Annotated in this window: 13 protein-coding genes; 6 read left to right on the top strand and 7 right to left on the bottom strand. The window is 72.2% G+C overall.

What is annotated here, in order from left to right:
- The first annotated feature begins 121 nt into the window (after positions 1-121).
- Positions 122-1,090, top strand: coding sequence for a heme A synthase (locus ACFYU9_RS31155; RefSeq protein ID WP_389217008.1), 969 nt, complete (start codon positions 122-124; stop codon positions 1,088-1,090).
- A 65-nt stretch (positions 1,091-1,155) separates the two neighbouring features.
- Here ACFYU9_RS31155 and ACFYU9_RS31150 read toward each other — a convergent pair whose 3' ends face one another.
- The 3 genes from ACFYU9_RS31150 to ACFYU9_RS31140 form a co-directional block, all read right to left on the bottom strand.
- Entirely contained in the window at positions 1,156-2,277 is a 1,122-nt protein-coding gene (locus ACFYU9_RS31150) for an amidohydrolase (RefSeq protein WP_389216635.1), read from the bottom strand.
- Between the two features lie 83 nt (positions 2,278-2,360).
- The gene (locus tag ACFYU9_RS31145) at positions 2,361-2,681 is read right to left on the bottom strand and encodes a hypothetical protein (RefSeq protein WP_389216632.1); all 321 of its coding nucleotides are present in this window, start codon (positions 2,679-2,681) and stop codon (positions 2,361-2,363) included.
- Between the two features lie 94 nt (positions 2,682-2,775).
- Positions 2,776-3,723, bottom strand: coding sequence for a heme o synthase (locus ACFYU9_RS31140; protein ID WP_389216629.1), 948 nt, complete (start codon positions 3,721-3,723; stop codon positions 2,776-2,778).
- A gap of 357 nt (positions 3,724-4,080) precedes the next feature.
- Between ACFYU9_RS31140 and tkt the strand changes: the two genes are divergently transcribed.
- The 5 genes from tkt to pgl are packed head-to-tail and all read left to right on the top strand — an operon-like array spanning position 4,081 to position 10,740.
- Positions 4,081-6,183, top strand: a complete 2,103-nt coding sequence (gene tkt, locus ACFYU9_RS31135) for a transketolase (protein WP_389346967.1) — start codon at positions 4,081-4,083, stop codon at positions 6,181-6,183.
- A 36-nt stretch (positions 6,184-6,219) separates the two neighbouring features.
- Positions 6,220-7,338: a transaldolase gene (tal, locus tag ACFYU9_RS31130; RefSeq protein ID WP_389216624.1), complete on the top strand. Its 1,119-nt coding sequence runs from the start codon at positions 6,220-6,222 to the stop codon at positions 7,336-7,338.
- A 5-nt stretch (positions 7,339-7,343) separates the two neighbouring features.
- A complete protein-coding gene (gene zwf / locus ACFYU9_RS31125; protein ID WP_389216621.1) occupies positions 7,344-8,876 on the top strand; it encodes a glucose-6-phosphate dehydrogenase in 1,533 nt (510 codons plus the stop codon).
- On the top strand, positions 8,873-9,961 hold the full coding sequence (opcA, locus tag ACFYU9_RS31120; RefSeq protein WP_389216618.1) for a glucose-6-phosphate dehydrogenase assembly protein OpcA: 1,089 nt from the start codon (positions 8,873-8,875) through the stop codon (positions 9,959-9,961). Before zwf ends, opcA begins: the two co-directional genes overlap by 4 nt.
- Positions 9,958-10,740 carry a 6-phosphogluconolactonase gene (pgl, locus tag ACFYU9_RS31115; RefSeq protein ID WP_389346965.1) on the top strand — a complete coding sequence of 261 codons (783 nt, stop codon included), beginning with the start codon at positions 9,958-9,960 and terminating at the stop codon, positions 10,738-10,740. Before opcA ends, pgl begins: the two co-directional genes overlap by 4 nt.
- Before the next feature lie 31 nt (positions 10,741-10,771).
- Here pgl and ACFYU9_RS31110 read toward each other — a convergent pair whose 3' ends face one another.
- The 4 genes from ACFYU9_RS31110 to ACFYU9_RS31095 all read right to left on the bottom strand — a co-directional run bounded on the left by ACFYU9_RS31110 (position 10,772) and on the right by ACFYU9_RS31095 (position 15,387).
- On the bottom strand, positions 10,772-12,343 hold the full coding sequence (locus ACFYU9_RS31110) for a PH domain-containing protein (RefSeq protein ID WP_389346963.1): 1,572 nt from the start codon (positions 12,341-12,343) through the stop codon (positions 10,772-10,774).
- Positions 12,340-12,861 carry a PH domain-containing protein gene (locus tag ACFYU9_RS31105; RefSeq protein WP_389346960.1) on the bottom strand — a complete coding sequence of 174 codons (522 nt, stop codon included), beginning with the start codon at positions 12,859-12,861 and terminating at the stop codon, positions 12,340-12,342. The genes ACFYU9_RS31110 and ACFYU9_RS31105 overlap by 4 nt, the downstream gene beginning before the upstream one ends.
- Before the next feature lie 4 nt (positions 12,862-12,865).
- Positions 12,866-14,524 carry a glucose-6-phosphate isomerase gene (gene pgi / locus ACFYU9_RS31100; RefSeq protein WP_389347074.1) on the bottom strand — a complete coding sequence of 553 codons (1,659 nt, stop codon included), beginning with the start codon at positions 14,522-14,524 and terminating at the stop codon, positions 12,866-12,868.
- A gap of 98 nt (positions 14,525-14,622) precedes the next feature.
- Positions 14,623-15,387: a sugar isomerase domain-containing protein gene (locus tag ACFYU9_RS31095; protein ID WP_389216606.1), complete on the bottom strand. Its 765-nt coding sequence runs from the start codon at positions 15,385-15,387 to the stop codon at positions 14,623-14,625.
- Positions 15,388-15,517 lie beyond the last annotated feature (130 nt).

Here is a 15,517-nt window from a genome sequence, read left to right as displayed (position 1 = left end):
CGAGCCCGGTCTGATCGGCAAGACACCCCCCTAGAGCCCCGCGTAGCGGTTCGGTGACGTTTCGGGGCGACTCGCCCCGTAACCACCCCCTCGTGAAAGCGTGCACAAGCCCCCGCCTACGATGTGGGACGTGCAGACCCCCCTCGCCTTCATCGCCCAGCGCTGGACCCCGTCCCCCCGGACGCTCCGGCGCGCCGCGCTCTCCGCCGTCGTGATGAGCGTGCTGATCATCGTGACCGGCGGCGCGGTCCGGCTGACCGGCTCCGGCCTCGGCTGCGACACCTGGCCGAAGTGCACGGACGACAGTCTGATCGTCACCGCCGCGCAGGGCTTCCACGGTTACATCGAGTTCGGCAACCGCATGCTGACGTACGTCCTGTCGGCCGCGGTCGGCTGGGCGATCATCGCCGCGCGGTCCGCGAAGCCCCGCCGCCGCTCGCTCACCCGGCTCGGCTGGGCGCAGTTCTGGCTCGTCATGAGCAACGCCGTCATCGGCGGCATCACCGTGTGGATGGGCCTCAACCCGTGGACGGTCGCCGGCCACTTCCTGGCCGCGAACTCGCTCCTCACGGTGGCCGTCATCACCTGGCACCGCACCGGCGAGGGCGACACCGACCCCAAGCCGCGCGTGCCGCGCCCGGTCCGCAAGCTGTCCTGGGCGCTCGTGATCGTCTCCGGGCTGCTCATCGCGCTCGGCACGACGGTGACCGGCGCCGGCAAGCACGCCGGCGACAGCAGCGACGTGCCGCGCATGCCCTGGGACTGGACCGCCGCGGCCCACATCCACGCCATCGCCGCGTGGCTGGTCGTCGCCCTGGCGGTCGCCATGTGGCTGGTCCTGCGCGTCGTGGACGCCCCGGACGACACCCGGGCGCGCGCCCGTGACCTGCTGATCGTGGTCCTCGCGCAGGGTGCGATCGGCTACGTCCAGTACTTCACCGGCGTCCCCGAGCTGCTCGTCGCCGCGCACATGCTGGGCTCCTCCCTGATGTGGATCGCGGTGCTGCGCCTGGCGCTGAGCCTGCGCGAGCGTCCGGTCGCCGTCCCCGAGATCCCGGCCCAGGCCGACCCGGAGCTGGCCACCGCCTGAGGCGGCTCATCCCCGAGATCCCGGCCCAGGCCGACCCGGAGCCGGCCACCGCCTGAGGCGGGGCCTCAGCCCAGCCCGTACACGCGCCGCGCGTTCCCGGCCGCGATCATCTCCGCCACGCGCCGCGCGTCCGTACGCGACCACGCGCCGTCCGCGACCCAGTCGCCGAGGACGCGGGCGAGCGCGGCGCGGAAGACGTGCGCGGCCACCACGTGCAGTTCGGGCAGGCCGCGGGCGCCGCTGGAGAAGAGCAGTTTGCCGAAGGGGGCCTGCTCCAGCAGCTCGGCGAGGACGGCGGCCGCGCGGGCGCCGGTGCGGGTGACGACGGGGCCGAGGTCCGCGTAGACGTGCGGGAAGTGCGCGGCGAGCCGGGCGGCCCGGCGGTGGTACGGGGAGTCGTGCAGCAGGACCAGGTCCGCGCCGAGGCCGCCGGTGGCGGCGGCGAAGCCGGCCAGCGTGCCCGGGTCGCGGCCGCCGAGGCGCAGCTGGAGCGGCCGGCCCGTGCCGACGGCGACCCACAGCAGATGGCGCAGCAGCACCGGATCGTCCAGGGCCCCGCCGGCCGGGCGCCCGGCCAGCCAGCGTCCCGCCGCCCCGCGCGCCTCGCCGGGCCCGGGCGGCTCGGGAAAGGCGGCGAGCCCGCCCCGCAGTGCCGCCTCGGAGCTGAAGCCGACGGCGCCCGCGGCGGCGGCGTGGACGGCCTCGGTGAGCCCTGCCAGGAAGGTGTCGACCGTGGCGCGGCCGTCGGCGGTCCGCTCGGCGAGGAGTTCGAGCCGGACGATCTCGTGGGCGGCGGCGCCGCCGGTGGCGGCGAGTTCGGCGGGGCCGGTGAGCTCGCCGGGCGGCCCGGGCGGCCCGGTGTCGACGAGGTACGTGGTGATGCCGGAGGCCCGCAGCAGGCGCCGGCCGGATTCCAGGACGCCGAGTTCGCGGCGCCGCGCGAGATAGCGCGCGGGCGGGCAGTGCGGTTCGAGGCCGAGCAGCGGCGGGCACCAGCGGCGTACCGCGAAGCCGGTCTGGGTGTCGAAGAAGGTGGTGCCCGCGGCGGGCAGTGGGGGTACGCCCACGCGAGCTCCGCGGGCCGTGGGCGAGGCCGGGGCCAGATGGGTCTCGAAGGTGCCGAGGCCGAGCTCCGTGCGCAGCACCCCGTGGCAGTGCTGGTCCACCAGGCTCGGGGTGTCGATCATTCGGGGGCTCCCACGTGTGGACGGGCTTCCGCCCCTCCTAACGGGTGAGCCCCGCGCGAGGTTGTTGCCTCCCGGCGGACCGGTCAGCCGTTGGACGGGCCGCCGAGCTGGATGCCGGCCATGCGGGTCCACTCGTACGGGCCGGTGACGACCTTCGCGGCGAACTCGCCGTCGAACTCGTCGTGCAGCGTCAGGCCGGCCTTCTCGGCGGCCTCCTGGGCGATCGCGTAGCTGGGCGCCACCAGGTCGCCCCAGCCGCCGTCCTCGCCGACGAGGACGATCCGGGTGCCCGCCTGTCCGATGTGGGCGAGCTGGCCCTCGGCGCCGCCGTGCTTACCGGCGAACGCCTTGATCTCCTTGGCCAGCTTGGCCGCCTTGCGCTCCGCCTGCTTCGTGTCTGCCATGACAACGAGCCTACTCGCGGGTAGATCGACTGGCGACGGCCGGGGCACGTGGCGTGGGCCACGCACCCCGGCCGTCACCGGGAAGAACAGGGGGTCAGCGCAGGAAGGGGTCCACCGCGACCGCCACGAAGAGCAGCGAGACGTAGGTGATGGACCAGTGGAACAGGCGCATCTCCTTGAGCTTCGCGCCGGTCTGCTCCGCCTTCGCGCGGTTCAGCAGCGCGTGCGCCTCCCACAGCCACCAGCCGCCGGTGGCCAGCGCCACGGCCGTGTAGAACCAGCCGGTGTAGCCGAGCGGGGTGAGCAGCAGCGAGACGGCGACCATCACCCAGCTGTAGAGGACGATCTGCTTGGCGACGACCTTGTTGGAGGCGAGCACCGGGAGCATCGGCACGCCGGCGCGCGCGTAGTCCTCCTTCACCTTCATCGACAGCGGCCAATAGTGCGGCGGCGTCCAGAAGAAGATGACGAGGAAGAGGATGACGGCGGCCCAGGACATCGAGTTGGTGACGGCCGACCAGCCGATGAGCACCGGCATGCAGCCGGCGATGCCGCCCCAGACGATGTTCTGCGCGGTGCGCCGCTTGAGGATCATCGTGTAGATGACCACGTAGAAGAGCAGCGCGCCGAGTGACAGCCAGGCGGACAGCCAGTTGACGAGCAGGCCGAACCAGAGCGTGGAGACCACCGCGAGGGTGATGCCGAAGGCCAGGCACTCGCGCGGCGAGACCATGCCGGTCACCAGCGGGCGCTGCGAGGTCCGGTCCATCACCGCGTCGATGTCGCGGTCGATGTACATGTTGAGGGCGTTGGCGCCACCCGCGGACAGGTAGCCGCCGAAGCAGGTGGCGAGCACCAGCCACAGATCGGGCACGCCCTGTTCGGCGAGGAACATCACCGGAACGGTGGTGATGAGCAGCAGCTCGATGATCCGCGGCTTGGTCAGCGCCACGAATGCCTTGACGCGGGCCCCGAACGGCCGATGGCCCCCCGGGCTGGGAGTCAAGTGGACCCCGGCGGGTCGGGACTCGACGGCCGTCACGCACACCCCTGACAGAGAAATCCCAGCAAGCTCCCCGCGTGAAGAGGGGATGAAACTTGCGCGTACCACGCCACTGTAGACGTTGCCCATACGCCGATCTTCGCGGGGGTGGGTCGTGTTGGCGGGCCTCACCCGCGGGTGCGCCCCGGGTGCGCGCCGGGCGCGTCCCGAGCTGCGGACACGCGGTCGGGCGTGGCTCGGGAGGCGGATTCGCGCGGGCCCCGGCAGTCTTGCTGTGTGCGCTCATTTGAGGGGCATGGACACGAAAAGAGAGGCGATTTACAGGGGTAGGCTCGACATCGCCGGGACACCCTCAGTCACCGGCTCTCGACATGCGGAGAGGAGCCCTGACTCAGGGTGAGCACTAAGCCGACGACCACAGACCTCGAGTGGACCGAACTGGACCAGCGGGCCGTGGACACCGCCCGCATCCTGGCCGCCGACGCCGTACAGAAGGTCGGCAACGGCCATCCCGGCACGGCGATGAGCCTGGCGCCCGCCGCCTACACCCTCTTCCAGAAGGTGATGCGGCACGACCCCGCCGACCCGGAGTGGGTGGGCCGCGACCGGTTCGTCCTCTCCGCCGGGCACTCGTCCCTGACCCTCTACACCCAGCTCTACCTGGGTGGGTTCGGACTCGAGCTCGACGACCTGAAGTCCTTCCGTACCTGGGGCTCGAAGACCCCGGGTCACCCGGAGTACGGCCACACGGCGGGCGTGGAGACCACGACCGGCCCGCTCGGCCAGGGTGTCGCGAACGCGGTGGGCATGGCGATGGCCGCCCGCTACGAGCGCGGACTGTTCGACCCGGAGGCCGCCACCGGCGCCTCCCCCTTCGACCACCACATCTACGTGATCGCGGGTGACGGCTGTCTCCAGGAGGGCATCTCCGCGGAGGCGTCGTCGCTGGCCGGTCACCAGAAGCTCGGCAACCTGATCCTGCTGTGGGACGACAACCACATCTCGATCGAGGGCGACACCGAGACGGCCGTGTCCGAGGACACGATGAAGCGGTACGAGGCGTACGGCTGGCACGTCCAGCGCGTCGAGCCGCAGGCCAACGGCGACCTGGACCCGGCCGCGCTGTTCGCCGCGATCAAGGCCGCCGAGGCCGAAACCGAGCGCCCGTCGTTCATCGCGATGCGCTCGATCATCGCCTGGCCGGCCCCGAACGCGCAGAACACCGAGGCCGCGCACGGCTCGGCGCTCGGCGACGACGAGGTCGCGGCCACCAAGCGCGTCCTGGGCTTCGACCCGGAGCAGTCCTTCGAGGTCTCCGACGAGGTCATCGCGCACACCCGCTCCCTCGGCGACCGCGGCCGCGAGGCCCGCGGCGAGTGGGAGAAGTCGCTCGCCGCGTGGCGGACGGCCAACCCGGACCGTGCCGCCGACTTCGACCGCATCCAGGCCAACGAGCTGCCGGCCGGCTGGGCCGGGAAGCTGCCGGTCTTCGAGGCGGGCAAGAGCGTGGCGACCCGTGCCGCGTCCGGCAAGGTGCTGCAGGCGCTCGGCGCGGTGATCCCGGAGCTGTGGGGCGGCTCGGCCGACCTCGCCGGCTCGAACAACACCACGATCGACAAGACGTCCTCCTTCCTCCCGGAGGGCAACCCGCTGCCCGAGGCGGACAAGTACGGCCGGACGATCCACTTCGGCATCCGCGAGCACTCCATGGCCGCGGAGATGAACGGCATCGCCCTGCACGGCAACACCCGCATCTACGGCGGCACGTTCCTCGTGTTCTCCGACTACATGCGCAACGCGGTCCGCCTGTCCGCGCTGATGCACCTGCCGGTGACGTACGTGTGGACGCACGACTCGATCGGTCTCGGCGAGGACGGCCCGACCCACCAGCCGGTGGAGCACCTGGCCTCGCTGCGCGCGATCCCGGGTCTGAACGTGGTCCGCCCGGCCGACGCCAACGAGACGGCGATCGCCTGGCGCGAGATCATGCAGCGCCACACCAAGGTCTTCGGCAAGGGCGCCCCGCACGGTCTGGCGCTGACCCGCCAGGGCGTGCCCACCTACGAGTGGAACGAGGACGCGGCGAAGGGCGGCTACGTGCTGTTCGACGCCGAGGACTCCTCCGGGCAGAGCGCCGACGCCCAGGTCGTCCTCATCGGTACCGGTTCCGAGGTGCACCTGGCCGTCGAGGCCCGGGAGCAGCTGCAGGCCGCCGGCGTCCCGACCCGCGTGGTCTCGATGCCGTCGGTGGAGTGGTTCGAGGAGCAGGACCAGGCGTACAAGGACGCCGTCCTGCCGCCGTCCGTCAAGGCGCGGGTCGCGGTCGAGGCCGGTGTCGGCCTGACCTGGCACAAGTACGTCGGCGACGCCGGCCGCATCGTCTCGCTGGAGCACTTCGGCGCCTCGGCGGACGCGAAGGTCCTGTTCCGCGAGTTCGGGTTCACGCCGGAGGCGATCGTCGCCGCCGCGCGGGAATCCCTGGACGCCGTCGCGCGCTGACGCGATTACGTACGACTTTTTGGAGATGCAACTCTCATGACAGACGCTCTCAAGCGCCTCTCCGACGAAGGCGTCGCGATCTGGCTGGACGACCTGTCCCGCAAGCGGATCACGTCCGGCAACCTGGCCGAGCTCATCGACCAGAGCCACGTGGTGGGTGTCACCACCAACCCGTCCATCTTCCAGAAGGCCATCACCTCGGGCGACGGTTACGAGCAGCAGCTCGCCGACCTCGCCGCCCGCAAGGTGACGGTGGACGAGGCCATCCGCATGATCACGACGGCAGACGTGAGGGACGCCGCCGACATCCTGCGGCCGGTCTTCGACGCGACCCAGGGCCAGGACGGCCGGGTCTCGATCGAGGTCGACCCGCGCCTCGCCCACGAGACGACGGCGACCATCGCCGAGGCCAAGCAGCTGGCCTGGCTGGTGGACCGCCCCAACACCCTCATCAAGATCCCGGCCACCAAGGCGGGTCTGCCGGCGATCACCGAGGTCATCGGCCTCGGCATCAGCGTCAACGTGACGCTGATCTTCTCGCTCGAGCGCTACCGCGCGGTGATGGACGCCTACATGGCCGGTCTGGAGAAGGCCCGCGAGCGCGGCCTGGACCTGTCGAAGATCCACTCCGTGGCGTCCTTCTTCGTGTCCCGCGTGGACACGGAGATCGACAGCCGGCTCGACGCCCTCGGCACGGACGAGGCCAAGGCCCTCAAGGGCAAGTCGGCCCTCGCCAACGCCCGTCTGGCCTACCAGGCCTACGAGGAGGCGTTCGGCACCGAGCGCTGGGCCTCGCTCGACAAGGCGCAGGCCAACAAGCAGCGTCCGCTGTGGGCCTCGACCGGCGTGAAGGACCCGGCGTACAAGGACACCCTGTACGTGGTGGACCTGGTCGCCCCGGGCACCGTCAACACCATGCCGGAGGCCACCCTGGAGGCCACCGCCGACCACGGCGAGGTCACCGGCGACACCATCCACGGCACCTACGACGAGGCCCGCTCGGTCCTCGACGACGTGGCCGCCCTGGGCATCTCGTACGACGACGTCGTCCAGGTCCTGGAGGACGAGGGCGTCGACAAGTTCGAGTCCGCCTGGAACGACCTGCTGAAGTCGACCGAGGCGGAGCTCGCCCGCCGCTCACCCGCGGAGGCGTAAGCACCTTGAGCGCAGTCACCGGAGCCAACCCGCTCCGTGACGCCGCAGACCGACGGCTCCCGCGCATCGCGGGGCCGTCGGGTCTGGTGATCTTCGGTGTCACGGGCGACCTGTCCCGTAAGAAGCTGATGCCCGCCGTCTACGACCTCGCCAACCGGGGTCTGCTTCCGCCGGGCTTCTCCCTCATCGGTTTCGCCCGCCGCGAGTGGGAGGACGAGGACTTCGCCCAGGAGGTTCACGAGGCCGTCAAGCAGCATGCCCGCACCCCGTTCCGCGAGGAGGTGTGGCAGCAGCTGATCCAGGGGATGCGTTTCGTCCAGGGCGACTTCGACGACGACGACGCCTTCGAGCAGCTGAAGTCCACCATCGAGGAGCTGGACAAGGCGCAGGGCACGGGCGGCAACTTCGCGTTCTACCTCTCCGTGCCGCCGAAGTTCTTCCCCCTGGTCGTCCAGCAGCTCAAGAAGCACGGCCTGGCCGACCAGAAGAACGGCTCGTGGCGCCGTGCGGTCATCGAGAAGCCCTTCGGCCACGACCTGGCCTCCGCGAAGGAGCTCAACGAGGTCGTCCACGAGGTCTTCCCGCCCGAGGCGGTCTTCCGCATCGACCACTACCTCGGCAAGGAGACCGTCCAGAACATCCTGGCCCTCCGCTTCGCCAACACGCTCTTCGAGCCGATCTGGAACCGGTCGTACGTCGACCACGTGCAGATCACCATGGCCGAGGACATCGGCATCGGCGGCCGGGCCGGTTACTACGACGGCATCGGCGCGGCCCGTGACGTCATCCAGAACCACCTCCTCCAGCTGCTCGCGCTGACCGCGATGGAGGAGCCCGCCTCCTTCGACGCCGACGCGCTCGCCGCGGAGAAGACCAAGGTGCTCGGTGCCGTACGGCTGCCGAAGGACCTGGCCGAGTCCACGGTCCGCGGCCAGTACGCGGCCGGGTGGCAGGGCGGCGAGAAGGCCGTCGGCTATCTGGAGGAAGACGGCATCGACCCCCAGTCGAAGACCGACACCTACGCGGCCATCAAGCTGGGCATCGACAACCGCCGCTGGGCGGGCGTCCCGTTCTACCTGCGCACCGGCAAGCGGCTCGGCCGCCGGGTCACCGAGATCGCGGTGGTCTTCCAGCGCGCCCCGCACTCCCCGTTCGACCACACGGCGACCGAGGAGCTCGGCCGGAACGCCATCGTGATCCGCGTCCAGCCGGACGAGGGCGTCACCGTGCGCTTCGGTTCCAAGGTGCCGGGCACCCAGATGGAGATCCGGGACGTGTCGATGGACTTCGCCTACGGCGAGTCCTTCACCGAGTCCAGCCCGGAGGCGTACGAGCGGCTCATCCTCGACGTCCTGCTCGGCGACTCCAACCTCTTCCCGCGAGTGGAGGAGGTCGAGCTGTCCTGGAAGATCCTCGACCCGATCGAGCAGTTCTGGGACACGCACGGCAAGCCCGCCCAGTACGAGTCCGGGACCTGGGGCCCGGTCGAGGCGGACGAGATGCTCGCACGAGACGGCAGGAGCTGGCGCCGGCCATGAAGACCGACCTGACGGACACCACGTCCTCCAAGATCAACAAGGCGCTGGTGCTCGGGCGGCGGGCCATCGGCACCCCGGCCGTCGGCATGGTGCTCACCCTCGTCATCGTCACCGACGAGGAGAACGCCTACGACGCGCTGAAGGCGGCCAACGACGCGTCCCGCGAGCACCCCTCGCGGACCCTCGTCGTCATCAAGCGGGTCTCGCGCACTCCGCGGGACCGCGCCAACGCGCGGCTCGACGCCGAGGTCCGCCTCGGCGCCGACGCCAGCACCGGCGAGACGGTGGTGCTCCGGCTGTACGGCGAGGTCGTCGACCACGCCCAGTCGGTGGTCCTGCCGCTGCTCCTGCCGGACGCGCCCGTCGTCGTCTGGTGGCCGGTGAACGCGCCGAGCGACCCGGCGAACGACCCGCTGGGCGCGCTCGCCCAGCGCCGGGTGACCGACACGTACGCCGCCGAGCAGCCCATCCAGGAGCTGACCGCGCGCGCGGACGCGTACACCCCGGGCGACACGGACCTGTCCTGGTCCCGGATCACCCCGTGGCGGTCGATGCTGGCCGCCGCGCTCGACCAGGTGGTCTGCGAGGTCACCTCGGCCGAGGTCGAGGGCGAGGAGTTCAACCCGAGCGTCGAGCTGCTCGCCATGTGGCTCGCCGACCGGCTGAAGGTGCCGGTGCGGCGCTCCGGTTCGGCCGGGCCCGGGCTCACCTCCGTGCGGATGGAGACCAGCGCCGGACCGATCGTGCTCGACCGGCCGGACGGCTCGCTCGCCACGCTGTCGATACAGGGCCAGCCGGACCGCGCGGTGGCGCTCAAGCGCCGCGAGACGGCCGAGCTGATCGCGGAGGAGCTGCGCCGGCTCGACCCGGACGACACCTACGCGTCGGCCCTGCGGTACGGCCTGGAGCGGCTGGACGAGGAGGCGGCGACGACCGCTCCCGAGCCCGTCGAGCCGGTGGCCGAGACCGTCGTGGTCGTGGAGGAGGCCGCGGCTCCGGCCGAGGCCGAGCCCGCTCCGGCCGCGACGCCGGCCGGCAAGCCCGCTCCGAAGAAGGCCACGGCCAAGAAGGCGGCGTCGAAGTGAGCGCCCCTCAGCTGGTCGTGCACCGCGACAAGGAGCTGATGGCCGAGGCCGCCGCGGCCCGGCTCATCACCCGGATCGTGGACGCCCAGGCCGCCCGCGGCTCCGCCTCGGTGGTGCTCACCGGCGGCCGCAACGGCAACGGGCTGCTCGCCGCGCTGAGTTCGGCGCCCGCCCGGGACGCGATCGACTGGTCGCGGCTCGACCTGTGGTGGGGCGACGAGCGGTTCCTGCCCGAGGGAGACCCGGAGCGCAATGTCACCCAGGCCCGCGCGGCGCTGCTCGACAGCGTCCCGCTGGACCCGGCGCGGGTGCACGCGATGCCTGCCTCGGACGGCCCGTACGGCCGTGACGTGGAGGCGGCCGCCGACGCGTACGCGGCCGAACTGGCCGCGGCCGCCGGCCCCGGCGACCATGGCGGTGTGCCGACCTTCGACGTGCTGATGCTGGGCGTCGGCCCGGACACGCACGTGGCCTCGCTCTTCCCGGAGCTGCCGGCCGTCCGCGAGACGGAGCGCACGGTGGTGGGCGTGCACGGCGCGCCCAAGCCGCCGCCGACCCGGATCACGCTGACGCTGCCGGCGATCCGGGCCGCGAAGGAGGTCTGGCTGCTCGCGGCGGGCGAGGACAAGGCGAAGGCCGCGGCCATCGCACTGTCCGGCGCGGGCGAGGTGCAGGCCCCGGCGGCCGGTGCCTACGGGCGCTCGCGCACGCTGTGGCTGCTCGACGCGGCGGCGGCCTCGGAGCTGCCGCGCGACCTGTATCCGCCGGCTTCCGCCTGAGGCCGTCGACAGCACGTCACGGAGGCCCGGTTCACCTTTCGGTGGGCCGGGCCTCCGGCTTTTCGGGTACGGGCACCGATACGGGCACGGGCTCCAGGAACGGGGCGAGCAGGCCGGGTACGGCCTCGGCGGCGAAGCGCAGGCCCTCGCTCGCGCCCGCGTCGTACACCGCGTACGCGCCCTCGCCCGCGGCCGTCGTCGCGCTGAGCGTGAGCACCCCGGCGCGCCGCTGGAACCAGGACTGCTTGACGGTCCAGCCGATCACCCCGGCACGCTGGAGCGCGACCGTGGTGCGGCGCAGCGCGCCCGAACGGGTCACCAGATAACCGCCGCTGACGGCGTGTCCGAGGCTGCGGTAGGCGTCCTTGGCGAGCAGCAGGGCGAGCGGGGTGAGGACGACGGCGGTGCCGGCGGCGGCGTAGAACAGGACGGGGGTGAGCCAGGCGCCGAGGGCGGCGAGCGCCGCGGCCGGGCCGAGCGCGGTCCACAGCGCCCAGCGCAGCCGCCGGGCGCGGGCGGCCTTCGGGTGGGCGGTGAGCGGGGCGCCGGTGGGCGGTGCGCTCTCGCGCAGTACGTGGGCGGCGACCCGGCCGGCGGTGGCGCGCGGCACGGGCGGCAGCAGGTTCTTCAGGTCGGCGTGCTTGTCGTCGTCGTCCTGGGCGAGCCCGGTGGCGACGGCGTCGACGCGGGCGCCGCGGAACAGCCGTACGCCCAGGGGTTCGACCAGCGCGACGCCGCGCAGCCGCCGCTCCTCCAGGGTGACCGAGCGGGCGGTGAACAGGCCGCGGCGGACCCGGAGGGTGCCGCTCGGTTCGCGCTCCAGGCGGTAGTGGGCCCACATCTCGATCCAGAGGCCGAGGGCGCCGATCATGCCCACGAGCGTGGCGAGGGTCGCGAGCAGGACCACGCCGACGATCATCCAGGTCACCGAGACGCCCCGGAAGCGGTCGACCGTCCAGCCGATGACCTGCTCCTGGGCGCCGAACCAGTCGCTGACCTGCAACAGGCCCCAGGCGGCGCCGCCGCCGAGCAGCGGGGCGACGAAGGAGACCGGGGCGTAGCGGATCCAGCGCGGGTCGAGGGTGGCGAGGACGCCGTCGTGGGCGGGGTCCGCGGTGGCGCCGGCGGGGCGGGCGAGCAGCGTCCGGCGGAGGTGTTCGCCCTCGGCGCGGGTGACCAGGTCGAGCTTGAGGGTGGACTCGCCGTCGGTGTGCTCACCGGTGCCTATCCGGACCTGGACCAGGCCGAGGAGGCGGTGGAGGGGGTTGGCGGTGAGGTCGACGCTGCGGATGCGGTCGCGGGCCAGCGAGCGGCGTTTGACGACCAGGAGGCCGGTGTGGAGGTCGACCCGGTCGGTGCCGACGCGGTAGCGGGTGCGGCGCAGCCGGACCCAGTCGGCGAGGCTGCCGCCGCCGACGAGCAGCACCGCCCCGGCGAGGACCCAGGCCTGCCACGGGTGCCGGGCGCCGGAGAAGAGGCCGAGGAAGGCCGGCAGGGCCGGTCCCGCGGCGACGCCGGACAGGACGACGGCGCCGGCGAGCAGGGTGCGGGGCGCGAGCCGCCGCCAGTCGTCCACGGGGCCGGAGGGGCCGGGGGTGCTCATGTGGCGTCTCCGGGGGTGTCCCGGGTGATCGCGGTGAGCCGTTCGGCGAGTTCGGCGGCGAGCTCGTGGTCGAGGCCCGCGATCCGCAGGGCGCCCTTGGCGGAGGCCGTGGTGACGGTGACCGTGGCCAGCCGGAAGGTCTGTTCCAGCGGGCCGCGCACGGTGTCCACGGTCTGGATCCGGGACATCGGGGCGATCCGCCACTCCTGCCAGATCGCCCCGGTGCGCACGTACACGGCGTCCTCGGTGACCTCCCAGCGGTGCACCCGGAACCACCAGGAGGGGAGGAACGCGGTCTGGGCGAGCCCGAGGACCGCCAGGGCCGCGGCCGCGCCGAACAGCCAGTCCCTGGCGGGCTCGACGAAGGTGCCGAGCACGGCCAGGACGGCCACCGGCACGGCGCCGCCGAGCAGCAGCTGTGCCCGCCACCAGCCGACGGCACGCCGGTCGACGGCGTTGCGCGGCGGCCGCAGCCGGAGCTCCCGTACCACCTGATCCCCCGCGTTCTCCCCCCTCATCGCTCTACCGGCCGCGCAGCGAGCGGTAGACGGCGACGAGAGCGGCGGTGGAGGAGTCGAGCCCCTCGCCGCCCTTGCCCCCGCCGTCGGTCAGCACCGGCTCGATCCTCTTCGCGAGGACCTTGCCGAGTTCGACGCCCCACTGGTCGAAGGAGTCGATGTTCCAGACGGCGCCCTGGACGAAGACCTTGTGCTCGTAGAGCGCGATGAGCTGGCCGAGCACGGACGGGGTGAGCGCGTCCGCCAGGATCGTGGTGGTGGGGTGGTTGCCCTGGAAGGTCTTGTGCGCGACCAGCTCCTCCGGCACGCCCTCGGCGCGCACCTCCTCGGGCGTCTTGCCGAAGGCGAGCGCCTGGGTCTGGGCGAGGAAGTTGGCCATCAGCAGGTCGTGCTGGGCGACCAGGCCGGGGGCCAGGTCGTCGACCGGGCGGGCGAAGGCGATGAAGTCGGCCGGGATGACCTTGGTGCCCTGGTGGATCAACTGGTAGTAGGCGTGCTGGCCGTTGGTGCCCGGGGTGCCCCAGACGACCGGGCCGGTCTGCCAGTCGACCGGCTGCCCGTCGCGGGTGACGGACTTGCCGTTGGACTCCATGTCGAGCTGCTGGAGGTACGCGGTGAACTTCGACAGGTAGTGCGAGTACGGCAGCACGGCGTGCGACTGGGCGTCGAAGAAGGCGCCGTACCAGATGCCGAGGAGGCCGAGTAGGAGCGGGGCGTTCTCGGCCGGCGGCGCGGTGCGGAAGTGCTCGTCGACGAGGTGGAAGCCGTCGAGCATCTCGCGGAAGCGGTCGGGCCCGATGGCGATCATCAGGGAGAGTCCGATGGCCGAGTCGTAGGAGTAGCGGCCGCCGACCCAGTCCCAGAACTCGAACATGTTCGCCGTGTCGATGCCGAAGTCCTCGACCTTGGCGGCGTTCGTCGAGAGCGCCACGAAGTGCTTGGCGACGGCCTCCTGGCCGGCCCTCAGCTCGGTGAGCAGCCAGTTGCGGGCGGACGTGGCGTTGGTGATCGTCTCGATGGTGGTGAAGGTCTTCGAGGCGACGATGAAGAGCGTCTCGGCGGCGTCGAGGTCGCGGACGGCCTCGTGCAGGTCGGCGCCGTCGACGTTGGAGACGAAACGGAACGTCAGATCGCGCCGCGTGTAGGAGCGCAGCACCTCGTAGGCCATCGCGGGGCCGAGGTCGGAGCCGCCGATGCCGATGTTGACGATGTTCTTGATGGGCTTGCCGGTATGACCGGTCCACTCGCCCGCGCGGACCCGGTCGGCGAACGTGGCCATCTTGTCGAGCACGGCGTGCACCTCGGGGACGACGTCCACGCCGTCGACCTCGATCACCGCGTCGCGCGGGGCGCGCAGCGCGGTGTGCAGCACCGCCCGGTCCTCGGTGATGTTGATCTTCTCGCCGCGGAACATCGCGTCCCGCAGCTCGGCCACGCCGGTGGCGGCGGCCAGTTCGCGCAGCAGCGTCAGGGTCTCGTCGGTCACCAGGTGCTTGGAGTAGTCCAGATAGAGGTCGCCGACGCGCAGGGTGTACCCGGTGCCACGCTCGGCGTCGGTGGCGAACAGCTCGCGCAGGTGGGTGTCGCCCAGCTGTTCGCGGTGCTTGCCGAGGGCCGCCCACTCGGGCAGCTGGTTGAGCCTGGTGCGGCCTGCGTTGGTCATCTCGACATCGCCCATTTCTTCGTCTTGCTCCATGTACGGCGTGTGTGCCCCGCTACCACCAACCTAATTGATCGGACGCCGGAAACCCGTTCAGTGCCTCAGTGGCCGCCGCGGTGGAGGCGCCCGGCGTACCGCGCTTCGAGCAGCGCGTTGCGCTCGTGCCCGCCGGGCAGGTTGGCCGACACGTACACCGGCGGTTCGTGGCCCTCTTCGAGGAGCAGCGCGACGGCGTCCGCGACGACCATCTGGACGAGGAGCGAGGAGGTGAGCGTGGAGATCCCGCACAGCGCGCCGCCGTCCGGCAGCGGCAGCACGGCGTCGCCGGCGGGCGCGCCGTTGTCGAGCACGGCGTCCGCGAGGTCCGCGAGCCGCTTCCCGCTCGCGTGCAGCGCGGGCACGGCGCGCGTGTGCTCCAGGGAGGTGAGCGCGACGAGCCGGTGGCCCGCGCCGGTCGCCTTGAGGGCCAGGTCCACGACGGCGTTGTTCACCCCCGAGTTCGAGATGATCACGAACAGGTCGCCGGGGCGGGGCGTCGCCAGCGCGTAGAGCCGGTCGGCGAGCCCCGGGGAGCGTTCGAGCAGCGGGTCGTCGAGGATCGCCGGATCCTCGCCGCCCCTCAGTACGAGGTCCGCGAGCGCGATCCGGCTGGTCGGCACCAGCCCCCCGGCCCGCCCGGCCACTTCCAGCGCGGCGGCCTGCGAGTGCCCGGTCCCGAAGGCGTGGATCACCCCGTCGGCGGCGACGCAGTCGGCGAAGAGGCGGGCGGCGAGGGGCAGGGAGTCCTTGTTGGCGGCGATGACGCGGTCGAGGGCATGGCGGGCGTGATCGGCGAACCGGGCCGCGCCGAGGGGGTGTTGGGGCATGGGGTGCGGGCTCCTCTGATTGAGTGAACCGAACTCTCCTTGACTACTCGGCTCAATCAACCAGCGGGCCGGGACCGCGTCAAGGGGGCCCGCTGGCCGCCCGCCACCCCACCGGGCGCGCTCGCCGGGC

Origin of the sequence: Streptomyces sp. NPDC004327 (assembly GCF_042873935.1) — a bacterium.
Taxonomy (GTDB): domain Bacteria; phylum Actinomycetota; class Actinomycetes; order Streptomycetales; family Streptomycetaceae; genus Streptomyces.
The sequence above is the reverse complement of the archived record's forward strand: the minus strand, read 5'-3'. Positions and strand labels throughout refer to the sequence as shown.

Excerpts from the sequence above, each read along its gene's own strand:
- ACFYU9_RS31155 (WP_389217008.1), top strand. The coding sequence starts at position 122 with ATGTGGGACGTGCAGACCCCCCTCGCCTTCATCGCCCAGCGCTGGACC.
- ACFYU9_RS31150 (WP_389216635.1), bottom strand. The coding sequence starts at position 2,277 with ATGATCGACACCCCGAGCCTGGTGGACCAGCACTGCCACGGGGTGCTG.
- ACFYU9_RS31145 (WP_389216632.1), bottom strand. The coding sequence starts at position 2,681 with ATGGCAGACACGAAGCAGGCGGAGCGCAAGGCGGCCAAGCTGGCCAAG.
- tal (WP_389216624.1), top strand. The coding sequence starts at position 6,220 with ATGACAGACGCTCTCAAGCGCCTCTCCGACGAAGGCGTCGCGATCTGG.
- opcA (WP_389216618.1), top strand. The coding sequence starts at position 8,873 with ATGAAGACCGACCTGACGGACACCACGTCCTCCAAGATCAACAAGGCG.
- ACFYU9_RS31110 (WP_389346963.1), bottom strand. The coding sequence starts at position 12,343 with ATGAGCACCCCCGGCCCCTCCGGCCCCGTGGACGACTGGCGGCGGCTC.
- ACFYU9_RS31105 (WP_389346960.1), bottom strand. The coding sequence starts at position 12,861 with ATGAGGGGGGAGAACGCGGGGGATCAGGTGGTACGGGAGCTCCGGCTG.
- pgi (WP_389347074.1), bottom strand. The coding sequence starts at position 14,524 with ATGACCAACGCAGGCCGCACCAGGCTCAACCAGCTGCCCGAGTGGGCG.
- ACFYU9_RS31095 (WP_389216606.1), bottom strand. The coding sequence starts at position 15,387 with ATGCCCCAACACCCCCTCGGCGCGGCCCGGTTCGCCGATCACGCCCGC.